General features: G+C 69.2%; 14 protein-coding genes and 1 pseudogene. 7 read left to right on the top strand and 8 right to left on the bottom strand.

Going from position 1 to position 15,887, the window contains the following annotated elements:
• Positions 1-67 precede the first annotated feature (67 nt).
• From MST3598_RS04215 to MST3598_RS04205, 4 genes and pseudogenes are all read left to right on the top strand, one after another.
• Complete coding sequence (locus MST3598_RS04215) at positions 68-2,869, top strand: MMPL family transporter (protein WP_029259785.1); 2,802 nt, start codon at positions 68-70, stop codon at positions 2,867-2,869.
• Positions 2,794-3,336 (top strand): annotated as a pseudogene (locus tag MST3598_RS18845) (YhgE/Pip domain-containing protein); the annotation flags it as partial. The gene MST3598_RS04215 and the pseudogene MST3598_RS18845, both read left to right, overlap by 76 nt.
• Before the next feature lie 622 nt (positions 3,337-3,958).
• Positions 3,959-4,840 carry a hypothetical protein gene (locus MST3598_RS18840; RefSeq protein WP_442922816.1) on the top strand — a complete coding sequence of 294 codons (882 nt, stop codon included), beginning with the start codon at positions 3,959-3,961 and terminating at the stop codon, positions 4,838-4,840.
• A 131-nt stretch (positions 4,841-4,971) separates the two neighbouring features.
• Positions 4,972-5,562 (top strand): 2'-5' RNA ligase family protein, encoded by a 591-nt coding sequence (locus MST3598_RS04205; RefSeq protein WP_231494470.1) that lies wholly within the window; start codon positions 4,972-4,974, stop codon positions 5,560-5,562.
• A gap of 120 nt (positions 5,563-5,682) precedes the next feature.
• Here MST3598_RS04205 and ccsB read toward each other — a convergent pair whose 3' ends face one another.
• The 5 genes from ccsB to MST3598_RS04180 form a co-directional block, all read right to left on the bottom strand.
• Positions 5,683-6,657: a c-type cytochrome biogenesis protein CcsB gene (gene ccsB, locus MST3598_RS04200; RefSeq protein ID WP_021198980.1), complete on the bottom strand. Its 975-nt coding sequence runs from the start codon at positions 6,655-6,657 to the stop codon at positions 5,683-5,685.
• A gap of 4 nt (positions 6,658-6,661) precedes the next feature.
• Positions 6,662-8,446 (bottom strand): cytochrome c biogenesis protein ResB, encoded by a 1,785-nt coding sequence (resB, locus tag MST3598_RS04195; RefSeq protein ID WP_081860152.1) that lies wholly within the window; start codon positions 8,444-8,446, stop codon positions 6,662-6,664.
• A 52-nt stretch (positions 8,447-8,498) separates the two neighbouring features.
• On the bottom strand, positions 8,499-9,284 hold the full coding sequence (locus tag MST3598_RS04190) for a cytochrome c biogenesis CcdA family protein (protein WP_029259781.1): 786 nt from the start codon (positions 9,282-9,284) through the stop codon (positions 8,499-8,501).
• Between the two features lie 16 nt (positions 9,285-9,300).
• Positions 9,301-9,951: a TlpA family protein disulfide reductase gene (locus tag MST3598_RS04185; protein ID WP_029259780.1), complete on the bottom strand. Its 651-nt coding sequence runs from the start codon at positions 9,949-9,951 to the stop codon at positions 9,301-9,303.
• A 63-nt stretch (positions 9,952-10,014) separates the two neighbouring features.
• A complete protein-coding gene (locus tag MST3598_RS04180) occupies positions 10,015-10,419 on the bottom strand; it encodes a MerR family transcriptional regulator (RefSeq protein WP_029259779.1) in 405 nt (134 codons plus the stop codon).
• 57 nt (positions 10,420-10,476) lie between these two features.
• On the opposite strand from MST3598_RS04180, the gene MST3598_RS04175 reads away from it, so the two are divergent.
• Entirely contained in the window at positions 10,477-11,382 is a 906-nt protein-coding gene (locus MST3598_RS04175) for an NAD(P)/FAD-dependent oxidoreductase (RefSeq protein WP_029259778.1), read from the top strand.
• Between the two features lie 18 nt (positions 11,383-11,400).
• On the opposite strand, the gene MST3598_RS04170 is transcribed toward MST3598_RS04175, so the two are convergent.
• Complete coding sequence (locus tag MST3598_RS04170) at positions 11,401-12,030, bottom strand: histidine phosphatase family protein (protein ID WP_021198041.1); 630 nt, start codon at positions 12,028-12,030, stop codon at positions 11,401-11,403.
• Position 12,031: 1 nt separating this feature from the next.
• The gene (locus MST3598_RS04165) at positions 12,032-12,412 is read right to left on the bottom strand and encodes a DUF5684 domain-containing protein (RefSeq protein WP_021198042.1); all 381 of its coding nucleotides are present in this window, start codon (positions 12,410-12,412) and stop codon (positions 12,032-12,034) included.
• A 136-nt stretch (positions 12,413-12,548) separates the two neighbouring features.
• Between MST3598_RS04165 and aspS the strand changes: the two genes are divergently transcribed.
• A complete protein-coding gene (gene aspS / locus MST3598_RS04160) occupies positions 12,549-14,330 on the top strand; it encodes an aspartate--tRNA ligase (protein WP_029259776.1) in 1,782 nt (593 codons plus the stop codon).
• 120 nt (positions 14,331-14,450) lie between these two features.
• Here aspS and MST3598_RS04155 read toward each other — a convergent pair whose 3' ends face one another.
• Positions 14,451-15,281 (bottom strand): sulfite exporter TauE/SafE family protein, encoded by an 831-nt coding sequence (locus MST3598_RS04155; RefSeq protein ID WP_081859706.1) that lies wholly within the window; start codon positions 15,279-15,281, stop codon positions 14,451-14,453.
• Between the two features lie 78 nt (positions 15,282-15,359).
• On the opposite strand from MST3598_RS04155, the gene MST3598_RS04150 reads away from it, so the two are divergent.
• Positions 15,360-15,875, top strand: a complete 516-nt coding sequence (locus tag MST3598_RS04150) for a GNAT family N-acetyltransferase (protein ID WP_029259774.1) — start codon at positions 15,360-15,362, stop codon at positions 15,873-15,875.
• The last annotated feature ends 12 nt before the right edge of the window (positions 15,876-15,887 follow it).

The raw sequence follows: 15,887 nt of genomic DNA, 5'->3' as shown, positions 1-15,887 counted from the left end.
TCACCTTACGATACATCTATGTATTGGATACACCTGTGTATCCACCCCGCACCCCTCGGAGGAACGCGTGTCCACACTCCTGTCCTCGCTCGGACGCTGGTCCTTCCGGCACCCGTGGCGGGTCCTCGTGTCCTGGCTGCTCGCGCTCGGCATCGCCGGCGCCGGAGCGCTCGTGCTGGGCGCGGGAACCGACAACACGTTCTCCATCCCCGGGACGGAGTCGCAGGCGGGGCTCGAGCAGCTCTCCCGCTCGTTCCCGCAGGTGAGCGGCACGAACGCGCAGTTCATCGTGGTCGCGGCCGCCGGCGACAAGATCACGGATGACGAGTACCGGGACGACATCGAGGGCGCGGTCGACGAGCTGAGCGACCTCGACGGTGTTCTCGCGGCCACCTCGCCGTACGACGAGATGGTCAAGGGCATGATCAACGACGACGACACCGCCGCCATCGTGCGCGTGCAGTTCGACGGCGAGTCCACCGACGTCTCGGACGAGACGAAGGATGCGCTGCGTTCGGTCGTGAGCGACCTCGACGCCGAGCTCCCCGCGGGCTCGCAGACCTCCCTCGGCGGCGACCTCTTCGCGATCTCCATCCCCGGCGTCACCCTCACCGAAGCGGTCGGACTGCTCATCGCCCTGCTCGTGCTGATCGTCACGTTCCGCTCATTCGTGGTGGCGGGCCTCCCCCTGCTCACCGCGATCCTCGGCGTCGGCATCTCGATGGCCGGCATCTTCACCGCGACCGCGTTCGCGATCGTCTCCTCGACCACCCCGCTGCTGGCGCTCATGCTCGGGCTCGCGGTCGGCATCGACTACGCGCTGTTCATCATGGCTCGACATCAGGATCAGGTGCGCGCGGGCGTGGACCCGGAGGAGTCCGCCTCGCGCGCCGTCGGAACCGCAGGCTCCGCTGTCGTGTTCGCGGGCGTCACTGTGCTCATCGCGCTGATCGGCCTCGGCTTCGCGGGTATCCCGTTCCTGACCACGATGGGCATCGCCGCCTCCGCCGCGGTCGCCGTCGCCGTGGCGATCGCCGTGACCCTCACCCCGGCTCTGCTCGGCTTCATGAAGGGCAGGGTCGTCGGCCGCCCGAAGAAGGTCAAGGCGTCGAAGGCGAAGAAGAGCACCGCCTCCGACGCGTCGGAGGAGCCGAAGGACGTCGTCGCCCCGGTGAAGGGCAGCGCCCGCTGGGTCGGCGGCGTCATGAAGCACCCCGTGCTGGTTTCTCTCGCCGTCGTCCTGGGACTCGGGATCGTGGCCGTTCCCGCGCTGAGCCTCGACCTCGCGCTGCCGAATGCCGGTGTGCTCCCGAAGGACTCCGAGGCCCGCCAGAACTACGACCTCGTCGGGGAGCAGTTCGGCCCCGGGTTCAACGGTCCGCTGATCCTCACCGGCACGATCGTCACCTCCACCGATCCGCTCACCCTGATGGAAGATCTCGGCGATGCCGTGGCGAAGGTCCCCGGCGTCAAGGAGGTCGCCCTCGCGACGCCGAACGAGACGGCCGACACCGGTATCGTGCAGATCATCCCGGAGACCGCCCCCGACGACCCGGCGACCGCCGATCTCGTGCGCGAGCTGCGCAGCCATCACGACGAATGGCTCGACGAGTTCGGCATCGACCTCAAGGTCACCGGGTTCACGGCCGTCGGCATCGACATCTCCGACCAGCTCGGGAACGCGCTCTTGCCCTTCGGCATCTTCGTGATCGGCCTCTCGCTGATCCTGCTGACCATCGTGTTCCGCTCGCTCTGGGTGCCGATCACCGCCGCCGTCGGCTACCTGCTGTCGATCGTCGCCGCCTTCGGCGTGGTGGGCGCGGTGTTCGAGTGGGGCTGGTTCGCCGATCTGCTGCACGTCGCCAAGGTCGGGCCGATCATCAGCTTCATGCCGATCATCCTGATGGGCGTGCTGTTCGGTCTCGCGATGGACTACCAGGTGTTCCTGGTCTCCCGCATGCGCGAGGACTTCGTGCATGACAAGGACGCGACGAGCCCGAACCGTGCCACCCGGCGGGCCGCCGCGCTCCGGGCCGTGCGCAGCGGCTTCACCGGCTCGGCGAAGGTCGTCACCGCGGCCGGGCTCATCATGTTCGCGGTCTTCGTCGCGTTCGTCCCCGAGGGCGACTCGTCGCTCAAACCGATCGCACTCGGCCTCGCCGCCGGTATCGCATTCGACGCCTTCCTGGTGCGCATGACGCTGATCCCCGCCCTCATGGCGATCCTGGGCGAGCGTGCCTGGGAGCTCCCGCGCTGGCTGGAGAAGATCCTCCCCCGCGTCGACGTCGAAGGCGAGGCGGTCGAACGCGAACGCCACCTGGCCGCCTGGCCCGGCGACGGATCGGTCGTCGCGGCCGACGACCTCGAGATCAGCGCAGATGCGCCGCTCGTCGAGGGCCTGTCGATGCGCATCGCCGAGGGCGGTGCGGTCATCGCGACGGGCGGGGATCTGCGGACTCGTCGGGCCCTGGCCCTCACGGTCGCCGGACGCCTCGTGCCGACGGACGGGAAGCTCCGCGTCGCGGGACACCTGCTCCCCGGTCGTGCGGCCTGGGTGCGCGCGCACGTCGGCTGCGTGCTGGTCGACGACGCGGATGCCGCACTCGGCGACCTCTCCGAAGCGCTCCGTGGGAAGTCGCAGATCGTCGTGATCGACGGACTCGACCGCCTGACAGGTGGCCAGCGCGACCAGGCGACGGCCATGCTGCGCGATGCCGCGGCCTCCCGCACGCTCGCGGTGTTCACCACCGCCTCCGATGCCGACTCGGCACGGGCCGTCCTTGCCGAGGCCGGATGGCCCGACCCCCAGACTCTCGACACGCGTGCTCCTCGCCGGAGTACCGCAGATTCCACCGAGGTGACCGCATGACCCTCCCCATCGAGCGCGCGCGCTCCCGCAAGCCCATCACCTGGCTGACCATCCTCGGCGTGCTGCTGCTGCCGGCTGCGGTGGGCGGCATCCTCGTCGCGGCGCTGCAGAACCCGACCGAACGCCTGGACTCGATGACCGCGGCCATCGTCAACCTCGACGAGCCGGTGACCATCGACGGTCAGATGACTCCCCTCGGACGCCAGCTCGCTTCGGGTCTCGTGGAGGGGTCGGACGACCTCGATTCGAACCTCACGTGGGTGATCTCGAACAAGGACGACGCTGCCGACGGTCTCGCCGACGGCTCCTACCAGGCCGTCATCACCATCCCCGAGGACTTCTCGTCCGCCGCCACCTCCGCCGGCACCGCGATCTCCGACGGCGGAGGAAAGGCCGAGCAGGCCACCATCACCGTCACGACCCCGGAGGACGGACTCGTCGCCGACGACCTCATCACCGGGCAGATCGCGGACGTCGCCGCCTCGACCATGGGCACGATGCTCTCCGAGGCCACGACCGAGAACATCCTCGTCGGCTTCACCACGATCGGCGATCAGATCGGCGAGGCGGCAGACGGCGCCCTGAAGCTCGCGAACGGCGCGCGCGATGCCGCCACCGGAGCGGCAGCGATCCCCGAAGGCGCCAGGAAGCTGGCCTCCGGTGCGGGTGAGCTCGGGACGGGGGCATCGTCGCTCGCCTCCGGGCTCGACACGATCGCGGGCAAGACGCGCGAGGCTGCGGCCGGCGCGGGTGCGATCGGGGCCGGACTGACGGATGGCGGCGCGCAGCTGCAAGGAAGCGTCGCCGGGGTTCAGCAGCTCGTCGGCGGGATCCAGAGCGCCTCGGCATCCGCACGCTCCGCCGCAGACGACTCGGTCGCTCTCGCCCAGCAGCTGGGCGGAATGGCGCAGGCCGCCTGCACACCGCCCGTCGCGGACCAGGCCGAGTGCGCGCTCTACACCTCCCTCGCAACGCAGGCCGGTTCCGTCGCGACGGATGCCGGCACGGCATCCGGCATCCTCAACGCGCCCGAGGTCGCGAATGGCGTCGCCGCCCTCCCCGGTACGGTTCACCACGCTGGCCTCCAGCATGTCGCAGGCCGGAGCAGGCGCCACCCAGCTCTCAGGTGGCCTCACCCAGCTCGCCGACCAGGGCATCGGAGCGTCGGCCACCGGCGCCCGCGGCCTCGCCTCCGGCGCGACCCAGCTCTCCGGCGGAGCGACCGCCCTCGCCGACGGAGCCACCGAACTGACCACCGGGCTCGACACCCTGGCGACCGGCACAGGTGACCTCGCAGGCGGGCTGCGCACGGCATCCGATTCCCTGCCCTCGTTCAGCGACACCGAGTCGAAGTCGCTCGCCTCGGTGATCGCCGACCCGGTGTCGTCGAACTCGTCGATGAACACCATCTTCGGCCCGACGGCGATCCCGCTGCTCGCGGCGGTCGTGCTCTGGTTCGGCGGTCTGGCGTCGTTCATGGTGATGCGCGCGCACACCGCTCGCACCCTCACCTCGCGCCGGTCATCCGCTACTCTCGCGCTGCGGGCCTTCGCCCCGGCCGCGCTGGTCGGTGCGGCTCAGGGCCTCCTGGTGTCGCTGATCGTGCAGATCGTGGCGAGCTATGACGCCGGCACCTGGTGGGCGTTCGCGGGCACGGCCGTGCTCGCCGGTGTGGTGTTCGCCGCCGTGAACCAGGCCCTCGTCGCCCTGTTCGGCGGCGTCGGGCGCTGGATCTCCGCCCTCGTCGGAGTGCTCGCGGTCGCGACCGGCCTGATCTCGACCGTGCCGGACTGGCTGGCTGGCATCGGAGCCGCCCTCCCGACGGCTCCGGCCTTCGCGGGTCTGATCACGCCGAGCGGTTCCGCGGTCGCGGCACTCGTTGTCTGGGGCGTGCTGTCGCTCGTGGCCACGACGCTCGCCGTGACGCTGCGACGCACGACCTCGGCCAAGGCGGTCCTCGCCACGGCCTGACGTCGTCCGCACCTCCCTGCCAAAACGGAGAGCACCCGTGCCCGGCCCGGCGCGTCGACATATGACGCGCCGGGCCGCACCTGTGACCGTCTCCGTTTCGGCACGCGTCGCCCGCGACCTAGGATCCTGACATGCGTCGACCGTTCATGGACACCCCCGACCAACTCGCGAGCCTCGAGGGGCAGCAGTACCTCGTGCTCCGGCCCTCCGGTGCGGTCGCCGAGGTCTATCGGGAGATCCAGGAGACCGCGCTCGATCGCCTCGGTATCCCGGCGCGGCGTCCGCACACCGGACACGTCACGCTCCGGGGGTTCTTTGAGCCCGAGCGGCGCGAGGAACTCGCCGCGCTGATCCGCACCTGGGCGGCACAGCAAGAACCGATCGAGGTCAGCGCCGAGGCCGTCGACGTGTTCCCCCTGCCCTGGCAGATCCTGATCGTGCGCCTCGCCCGGAGCGCCTCGCTCGTCTCGGCGTACTCGACCCTGACTGCCACGCTGGACGCCACGGACTACCGCCGCCTCGGCGAACTCCCGCTGGCCGACTGGACGTTCCACCTGTCGGTGCTCTACGGCAAGACTCTCGACGCGGCCGACTGGTCGCGATTCGCGAAAGCCGAGGTCCGCCCGCTCTCACCCGCGCCCACCGAGGTCATCGCCGAAGCAGAGCTGGTCTGGTACGAAGACGGCATCGAGTACGCCGAGGTACTCCCTCTCGGCGGCTGATCCTCGGCCCAGCTCGCCCCTCGGCCAAAACAGAGACCTCCCGCACCCCGCCCCGCGTGTCTTGCTCAGACGCGCCGGGACGGAGCCGGGAGGTCTCCGTTTTCACAGCCGGAGGCAGGCTCAGCTCAGGCCGGAGTAGGCGTGCAGGCCCTTGAAGAAGACGTTCACGATCGTGAAGTTGAAGATCACAGCGGAGAACCCGACGATCGCCAGCCAGGCCGAGGGGTTGCCGCGCCAGCCGCGCGTCGCACGGGCGTGGATGTATCCGGCGTAGATGACCCAGATCACGAAGGTCCAGGTCTCCTTGACGTCGAAGCCCCAGAAGCGGCTCCAGGCGTAGTAGGCCCAGATGGACCCCGCGATGAGTGTGAAGGTCCAGAGGATGAAGCCGATGATCGTGAACATGTACGCCAGGCTCTCCAGGCGCACGGCGTTCGGGAAGGTACGGAGGAAGCCGGGCCCGGTCTTCTTCGCGCCCTCGCCGAGAAGTCGCTCACGTCGCGACTGCATCAGTTGGATCACCGACAGGGCGAATGCGAGGGCGAAGAACGCCGTCGCGACCGAGGCCACGAACACGTGGATGACGAGCCACACACTCTTCAGCGGGTCCATCAGCGGCGAGACATCGACGTAGAAGTTCGTCGCACCGAGGCCGAGCAGCACCACGACGAGGCCGGTGATGAAGGTACCGAGGAAGCGCAGGTCGATGCGAGTGAGCACGACGAGGTACACCGCGATGATGAGCAGCGTGCCCATCATCGCGAACTCGTACAGGTTGGCCCACGGCACCCGGCCTGCCGCGATGCCACGGGTGACCGCGGCGGCGAGGTGGAAGAGGAAACCGAGCACGGTCAGGGAGGTGCCGATCCGGGCCATCACGTATCGCTGCGGAGCGGCGTCTGCCACGGGAGCGCCGGTGGATGCGGTGATGCTGCCGCCACCGGCCCCGACGAGCACCGACTCGCGCACGTTCTGCGCATCGGCCGTCGCCTGCGAGCGCCGCGCGAGATCGAAGGCGTACGCCACGAAGGCCGCCGCGTAGATCGCGATCGCCGTCCAGAGCAGGACCGGCGAGATCACGTTGAGCTCGAGCATGGTGTCAGTCTACTTTCCGGGTGTCGGTTGCCGGGGCTTCCGGCTCGGCGGACTCGTCCGCGGGATCATCGATCGGTGGGCGCGCCGTGGTGCCCCCGGCCGCATCGAGCAGTCGGGCGTGACCGGCGACGAGGTCTTCCACGGCTGCCGCGAGCGTCGGGTCTTCCCCTCGCGCGAGGGCCGCGTACTCGAGGGCGATCTCGCCATCGTGCGCCGTGGCCTTGACCCACACGCGTCGGCGCGGAACGAACAGCGCGATCATGAGGCCGCCGAGGGCGAGCAGCGCGAAGCCGAGCACCCACACTCCGGACTCGTCGCGGTGGATCTGCAGCGAGGCGAAGCGCTTCACCGACTGCGAGGCATCCGTCGCACCGGCCGGCGACTCGTCCTCGAAGGTCACCGAGCCGAGGCCGTTGGGCAGCTGGGCGGTCTGTCCGGGGGCGAGCTCGATCGACTTCACGTCGGTGGTGCGGCCGGTGAGCTTTGTCATCCCGGTGGTGTCGAGCACGTAGACCGAGCGCGGCACGCCCTCGTTGATACCGAGGTCGCCCGTGTACACGTCGAGCGTGAGCGTCGGGTTCGTGAGGTCGCCGTACGCGGAGAAGAACGCGCCGCTCTCGAGCACACCCGTCGTCGGGTAGAAGAATCCGACCAGGCCGACCTGCTCGGCCAGCCCGTCCGGCACCTTGAGCACGCCCAGCGAGGTCATGTTGTTGTCCTGCGGGAGGAACGGGGTGCTGTTCGTGAACACCACGTTGCCTTCGGGGTCGCGCACGGTCACGGTCGGCGCGTAGCCGTTGCCGAGCAGGAAGACGTCGTCGTCGGCCACCCCGAGCGGCTCGTTGACCTTGACGGACCCCGTGCGCTCCTCCCCGTTCTCCTGCACCGTGACGTTGGCGGAGAAGTCGCCGGCCTGTCCGGAGCCGGGCTCGCCGAACGGCTGATACGTCACATCGAACGAGTCGAGGCGCATCGAGTACGGGGCGAACGCATCGTCACCCACGAAGCGACCGCGGTTCATCGAGTCGTAGTCGAGGAGCGTGTTGGCGAACGTCTCCCCCTCCACCAGCACGCGCTGACCGGTGTACGAGAAACCGCCGCCGATGCCGACCGTGACGAGCACGCCCACGAGGGCGAGGTGGAAGATCAGGTTGCCGGTCTCGCGCCAGTAGCCGCGCTCGGCGGAGACTGAGAACGTGCGTCCGCGGTCGTAGCGCTCCACCCGGTAGCCGAGGGCCTTCAGCTGTTTCGTCGCGACGTCGATGGACGCGGCCGCCTCCGCTTCCGCATCACCCGTCTTGGTTCCGGAGTCCACAGCGGGATCGCGCGTGACGGCGCGGTAGTCCTCGAGTCGCTGCAGTCGGGCGGGAGTGCGCGGCGGACGCGCGCGCAGTGCCTTGGCGTGGTGCTTGATGCGCGGGATCACACACCCGACGAGCGAGGCGAACAGCAGCAGGTAGATCGCCGAGAACCACGGCGACAGGTACACATCGAACAGCTTCAGCCCGTCGAGCACCGGGAAGAGGTCGGGGTTGTCGCGCTCCCACTGCGTGACGCCGTTCGGGTCGGCCATCCGCTGCGGGAAGATCGAGCCCGGGATCGCGGCGATCGCGAGCACGAGCAGCAGGACGAGCGCCGTGCGCATCGAGGTCAGCTGACGCCAACCCCAGCGCAGCCAGCCGACGAACCCCAGCCGCGGCTGGGTGATCGAGTCGTCGCCGTCGACGTGGTCGGACGGGCGGAGCGGATCGCTGGAGTCGCTGTTCGCGGCACCCTTGTTCTTGGTCATGGCCTTCTCAGTGCGGGGGTTCTTGTCGGAGCTGGTGGACGTCGTGGAGCGATCAGAGCGGGAGGATGACACTTCCGATCACCGCCGTCAGGCGCGACATGATGTCGGTCCAGAGGCCGGTCACCATCAGGATGCCCAGCAGGATCAGCATCACGCCGCCGACGATGTTGACGACCCGGACGTGGCGGCGGAGGAAGCCGACCGCTTTCGTCGCCCAGCCGAAGCCGAGGGCGACGAGCAGGAACGGGATCCCGAGGCCCAGCGAATAGGCCAGGCCGAGGAAACCTGCGCGCACCGGATCGCCGGCGTTGAAGGAGAGGGCGAGGATGGCCGCGAGCGTCGGCCCCATGCACGGGGCCCAGCCGATCCCGAGCGCCACCCCGAGGAGCGGCGCACCGACGATCCCCGCCTTGGAGTCGACGTGGAAGCGGAACTCCTTCTGCGCGAAGCCGAAGAGGCCGAGGAACACGAGGCCCATCCCGATGATGACCACGCCCAGGATGCGGGTGATGAGGTCGCCCCACTGCAGCAGGAAGACCCCGGCCGTTCCGCCGAGCACGGTGTAGAGGATGAAGACGATCGTGAACCCGAGGATGAACAGCAGCACGCCCCCGACGAGCCGCCCCCTCGTCGCGGTTTCGGTGGTCTGCGTCTTCGTCCCGCCTTCCGCACCGGCAGCAGCGGTCGACCGAGGCGCGACGGCACCGCCGAGGAAGCCGAGGTAGCCGGGGACGAGCGGGAGCACGCACGGGGAGAGGAACGAGACGAGTCCCGCGAGCATCGCCACCGGGATCGCGATCCAGAGGGCCCCGGATCCGATGATCGCTTCGGGATTCACGACGTTCCCCGGGTGGTCACGACGTCTCCGCGAGGGCGTCCTTGACGAGCGTGGAGAGGATCGACTTGCCGTCGATCGGGCCGATGATGCGCGCGGCGACCCGGCCCTGCTTGTCGAGCACGAGGGTCGTCGGCGTCGCGGCGATCGGCGTCTCCTTCGCGAAGGCGAGCTTGGCCTGGGCGGTGTCGACGTCGATAAGGCTCGGGTACGTGACACCGTACTCGTTCGCGAACGCGACCGCCGTGTCCGCCTGGTCACGGGTGTTGATGCCGATGAACGCGACGTCCTGATCGCGGAAGTCCTGCCAGACACCTTCCAGATCGGCCGCTTCGAGGCGGCACGGCGCGCAGCCGGCGTACCAGAAGTTGACGACAGCGACCTGTCCGGCGATGTCGGCGCTGTCGAACTCCTCGCCCTTCTCGGTCACTCCGCTGAAGACGACGGGTTCACCGCGCTCGGAGACCGGGATCTCGACGATCGCCCCGTCGGCGGCGACATAACCGGTGTTCTCGCCGTTCAGGAACGATTCGCTGACCGGATCGGGAGCGCAGGCGCTCAGACCGATGGCGAGCACCGCAGCGAGCGCGGCACCGACCGCACGGCGCGAGCGCCGTGTGCGGGAGGAGCGGCCGCTGCGGATCGGACGGACCGTCGAATCGCTTGGCACGACTCCGAGTTTACGCAGAGCTTCCTATGCGCGAGCCGGAAACGAGCACCCTCCGGAGGCCCATCAGAAGCGCGCCAGGACGTCGTCCACACCCGCCCGGAACCGCGGACAGGTGGCGATGTCGTGCGCGCGGCAGTCCATCGCGTGCTCGGTCATCTCCCGCGATCGACGCATCTCCTCCATACGGCGATCGATGTCGTCCAGGTGTTGCTGCAACACCTGGTGCCGCCCGGCGCTCCCGTCGTCGAGCAGCACCGCGATCTGTTCGAGGCTCATCCCCGCTGCCTTGCTGCGCTGGATCACGGCGATGCGCACGACCTCATCCTCGCCGTAGCGCCGTCGCCCCGCCGAGTCCCGCGGCGGCCGCAGCAGACCCACCGACTCCCAGTGCCGCAGCACGTTCGTCGGCAGCTCGAAACGGTCGGCGACCTCGCCGACGGACCAGGGGTGCCCCTCGCTTGACTTCATGTTGACATGAAGTCACAGACTGACGGGGAAAGCAACCCCGCCACCGGAAGGACCCCCATGTACGACGCCATCGTGATCGGCGCAGGGCCGGCAGGACTCCAGGCCGCCCTGACCCTCGGACGGATGCACCGCTCGACTCTGCTCCTGGATTCGGGCGAGTACCGCAACGGCACCGTCCTGCACATGCACAACATGATCGGCGCGGACGGGATGCCACCGTCGGAGCTGCGCGCGACCGCCCGCGCCGAGCTCGCGGAGTACGACGACGTGGAGATCCGCGACGCGGCGGCGACGAGCATCTCGGGCGTCGAGGGCGCGTTCGTCGTGGGCGTGTCCGACGGCACCGTCGCGGAGGGCCGTCGGGTCGTCCTCGCCACGGGCGTCGCCGACGACCTTCCCGATGTCCCGGGGCTGCACGACCTGTGGGGCACATTCGCCTTCAGCTGCCCGTTCTGCGACGGACACGAGCATGCCGGCAGGGACATCGCCATCATCGGCGCCGCACCTCGGGCCGAGCACCTCATCGGCCTGTTGGGTCGGATCGCCGGGAACATCACCGTCGTACCCGTCGGGGAGGAGTTCGCAGACGACGAGGTCCGAACTCTCGAGGCGAAAGGCGCGCAGGTGCGCCGCACGCCGGTCACCTCCGTCGAGAAGGTCGACGGAGGTGTCCGCGTTCACACGGACACCGACGAGAGCGTCGTCGACGGCGTCTTCATCTCCGCCGGGGAGATGCGCCAGCGGTCGCCGTTCGCCGCCCAGCTCGGACTGGGAATGCTCGACTCCGGGTGCATCGAGATCGACGAGTTCGGACGCACCTCGCGCCCCGGCGTCTTCGCTGCAGGCGACCTCGCGCACCGCGCGACCCTTCCCGGGCCCATGGCCTCAGTGCTGCTGGCCGCGGCTGCCGGTCAACTCGCGGCGGTCGGCATCATCCAGTCGCTGCTGGCCGCTGAGCGCTGACCGCGCCCGAATCGCGGATCAGACCGCGCCGACGTCGACGGCGCCGCCGGTCGCCGCAGGCTCGGCATACGCGACCTCACGCCAGACATCGCCGACGCGCTCGAACGAGGTGACGCTCGAGAGGGCGCAGCGACGGGTGCGCGGGTCGTGCCGCAACGGCAGGCCGGCGACGCGGAGGTGGGTGATCCAGATCGGCGCCTGGTGCGACACCATCACGACGTCGCCGTCGGGCGCCGCGTCCCAGGCTTCGTCCATGACACCGAGCATCCGCTCCGCGATGGACGAGTAGGGCTCGCCCCAGCTGGGCAGCGAAGGCTGCCGCAGGTGCCACCAGTTCATGGGATTCATCAGCGAGCGACGCATCTGCGTCCCCTCGAACACGTTCGTCGGCTCGATCAGACGGATGTCGATCTCCGGCACGAGGTCGAAGCGCTCGGCGAACGGCTCTGCCGACTCCTGCGCGCGTTCGAGCGGCGACGCGTAGAGCGCGGAGACGGGACGGTCGAGCGCCGCCACATGGCCGGCGGCCGCTGCGGCCATCCCCCGGCCCGCGTCGCTCAGGTGGTAGTCGGGAAGACGACCGTAGAGCACGCGGGCCGGATTGTGCACCTCGCCGTGTCGGACGAGGTGCAACCGGGACGCCGTCATCTCACGCCTTGCTGTAGCGCGAATCCCCGAAGCCGAGGATCAGGTACCCGATGTACGGGAAGAGGAACAGCAGGAAGAACGAGAAGACCCCGCCCTTGTTGAAGCGCTCGCCGAGCTTGAACGCGACGATGATCGCGAGGATCAGGTTCGCGATCGGGATGAGGTAGAGCAGTGCGAACCAGCCGGACAATCCGGCGATCTTCACCAGGAAGACGAGGTTCACGATCGGGATGATCGCGAGGATGCCGGGGTATCCGGCCTTCGTGAAGACCTTCCACAGCCCGATGGCGACGAGGATGTAGAAGACGAGCGCGATCAGGCCCGTGGTACCGGAGAAGATCGATGCGTAGAGATCGGAGATGCCGTTGTTGTCCACGTGCACCCTTTCTGTGTAAGAGCTGTGTCGTGGCGATCCTACTGATATGCCGGCCCGGGAGTGGGTGACCGGGCCGAAGACCTCCCGACCGCCCCCGTAGAATGGGCGGGTTCCCCATTTCCCAGATCAGAAGGAATACTCCGTGCTTCGCACCCACTCGGCAGGCTCTCTGCGAGCCGAGCACATCGGTCAGACCGTCACCCTCTCGGGTTGGGTCGATCGCCGTCGTGACCACGGAGGAGTCGCTTTCATCGATCTGCGGGACGCCTCCGGCATCGCCCAGGTCGTCATCCGCGACGAGGAGATCGCCCACCCGCTGCGCAACGAGTTCGTGCTGAAGGTGACCGGCGAGGTCTCGCTGCGCCCCGAGGGCAACGCGAACCCGAACCTGCCCACGGGCGAGATCGAGCTCATCGCGACCGACGTCGAGGTGCTGAACGAGTCCGCGCCTCTGCCCTTCCAGGTCTCCACAGCTCTCGCCGACACCGAGACCGTGGGCGAGGAAGCCCGCCTCAAGTACCGCTACCTCGACCTGCGCCGCCCGGCCCCGGCCGCTGCCCTGCGTCTGCGCTCGAACGTGTACAAGGCGATCCGCGACGTGCTGCACGCCGACGACTTCACCGAGGTCGAGACCCCGACCCTCACCCGCTCGACGCCTGAGGGCGCCCGTGACTTCCTGGTGCCCGCTCGTCTGAGCCCCGGCAGCTGGTACGCCCTGCCGCAGTCCCCCCAGCTGTTCAAGCAGCTGTTGATGGTCGGCGGCGTCGAGAAGTACTTCCAGATCGCGCGCTGCTACCGCGACGAGGACTTCCGCGCCGACCGGCAGCCGGAGTTCACGCAGCTCGACATCGAGATGAGCTTCGTCGACCAGGAAGACGTGATCACCCTCATGGAGTCGCTCATCGTGGCGATGTGGGCGACGATCGGCGTCGAGGTCGCGACCCCGCTGCCGCGCATGACCTACGCCGACGCCATGGCCAAGTACGGCTCCGACAAGCCCGACCTGCGCTTCGGCCTCGAGCTCGTCGACGCGACCGAGTACTTCCAGAACACCCCGTTCCGCGTCTTCCAGGCCGAGTACGTCGGTGCGGTGCGTATGCCCGGCGGCGCCTCGCAGCCGCGCAAGCAGCTCGACGCCTGGCAGGACTGGGCCAAGCAGCGCGGCGCACGCGGCCTCGCCTACGTCCTGTTCAACGAGGACGGCACGCTCGGTGGCCCCGCCGCGAAGAACCTGTCCGAGGCCGAGCAGGCCGGGCTCGCCGACCTCGTCGGCGCCGAAGCCGGAGACTGCGTCTTCTTCGCCGCCGGTGCCACTAAGGAGAGCCGCGCACTCCTCGGCGCCGCGCGCGTCGAGATCGGCCGCCGCCTCGGCTACCTGAACCCCGACGAGTTCGCGTTCACCTGGGTCGTCGACGCTCCGATGTTCGAGCCGGCAGCCGACGCCGTGGCCTCCGGCGACGTCGCCGTCGGCGCGGGGGCCTGGACGGCCGTGCACCACGCGTTCACCGGCCCGAAGCCGGAGTTCCAGGACACGTTCGACACCGACCCCGGCTCCGCTCTCGCCTACGCGTATGACATCGTCTGCAACGGCTCGGAGCTCGGTGGCGGCTCGATCCGCATCCACCGCGAAGACGTGCAGAAGCGTGTGTTCGAGGTCATGGGCATCAGCGACGAGCAGGCCGACGAGCAGTTCGGCTTCCTGCTCGACGCGTTCAAGTTCGGCGCACCGCCCCACGGCGGGATCGCACTCGGCATGGACCGCGTGCTGCAGCACCTGACCAAGACCGAGTCGATCCGCGAGGTCATCGCGTTCCCGAAGTCGGGCAACGGCTTCGACCCGCTGACCTCCGCCCCGGCACCGATCACCGACGCGCAGCGCGCCGAGGCCGGTGTCGACTACGAGCCCGAGGACGACGAGGCCTGACGCCCACCGCCTCGCGCGAGCCCAGGCACACACGCCGGATCAGGCGGTTCTGCGAAGAACCTGCCTGATCCGGCGTTTCTGCCTGATCCCCCAGGCCACGCGCCGCAGAGCATCTCGAGCCTAAGACGAGAGCGCCGCGAACGCGGGCACGATGTTCTCGTTCCACACGTCGACGCCGAGCTTCGCGATCAGCGCGATGACGACGACGAGGAAGACCACGCGGATGAAGGTGGTCCCGCGCGAGATCGCCATCCGCGAGCCGAGGTAGCTGCCGGCGACGTTCGCGACTGCGAGGATGCCGCCGAGCAGCCACAGCACGGCACCGTGCGGGATGAACAGCATGAGCGCACCCGCGTTCGTCGCGAGGTTGACGATCTTGGCCTTGGCGCTCGCCTGCAGGAAGTCGTAGCCGAGCAGCGCGACCAGGGTGATCACGAGGAAGGTGCCGGTCCCGGGTCCGATCATGCCGTCGTAGAAGCCGATGCCGAGCCCCGCGGCACCCGCCATGATGTGGTGCTTGTGCCCGTCGAACCGCAGCTGGGTCGCCGCGCCCATCTGCGGCTTGAACGCGGTGAACAGCGCCACCGCGAGCAGCGCGATCACGATGATCGGCTTGAACGCGGCCGGCGGCAGCACCGTCGCGACGGCTGCTCCGCCGAAGGACCCGATCAACGCGATGATCGCCATCGGCACGGCAGTGCGCAGGTCGGGCCTGGCTCGTCGGTAGTAGGTCACACTGCTGGTCGCGGTGCCGAACACCGAGGCGAGTTTGTTGGTGGCGAGCGCCTGCACCGGGGAGATGCCGGGGATCAGCAGCAGGGCCGGCAGCTGCAGCAGCCCTCCCCCGCCGACGACCGCGTCGATCCAGCCGGCGCAGAACGCGGCGATCACCACGAGCAGCAGCACCCCCCACGTGAGCTGCTCGAGTCCGAGCACGGCGCCGATATCCACCTCGCCATGATTCCAGAGAGTCGGCACGACCCCCGCATCCGCGCTCGCACCGGACGCGGGCGCTGGCAGACTGGAGGCATGCTCGACGCCCTCCCGCTGCCCCAGCCGCTCGAATCGCGTATCGGAACCGCGCTCCTGCGCCGTGCGACGGTCGACGACACGGATGCCGTGATCACACTGCTCGCCGACGACCCGATCAGCGCGGCCCGCGGTGATGTGGCGTCCGACGAGGATCGTCCCGCGTACGCACGCGGGCTCGTCGAGATCCTGGCCGAGCCGTCGAACGATCTGCTCGTGGTCGAGCTCCACGGCGCGATCGTCGCGACGCTGCAGCTCACCTCGATCCCCGGGATGGCGCGCCGCGGCGCGCGGCGGCTGCTCGTCGAGGCGGTGCGGGTGCAGAGCACACTGCGCTCGTCGGGCATCGGCTCTGCCGTGATGCGCTGGGTCGGCGAAGCCGCAGCCCCCGCAGTCGGCGCGACCATGGTGCAGCTCACCTCCGATGCCGCCCGCACCGACGCGCACCGCTTCTACGAGCGTCTCGGCTACATCGGCTCGCACCGCGGCTTCAAGTACAGCGTGCCGCAGGGCTGAGCTCAGCGGCCC

This window comes from Microbacterium sp. TPU 3598 (assembly GCF_002356155.1).
Classification (GTDB): domain Bacteria; phylum Actinomycetota; class Actinomycetes; order Actinomycetales; family Microbacteriaceae; genus Microbacterium; species Microbacterium maritypicum_A.
Note: the sequence above shows the minus strand (reverse complement) of the source record. Positions and strands in the feature narration are given on the sequence as shown.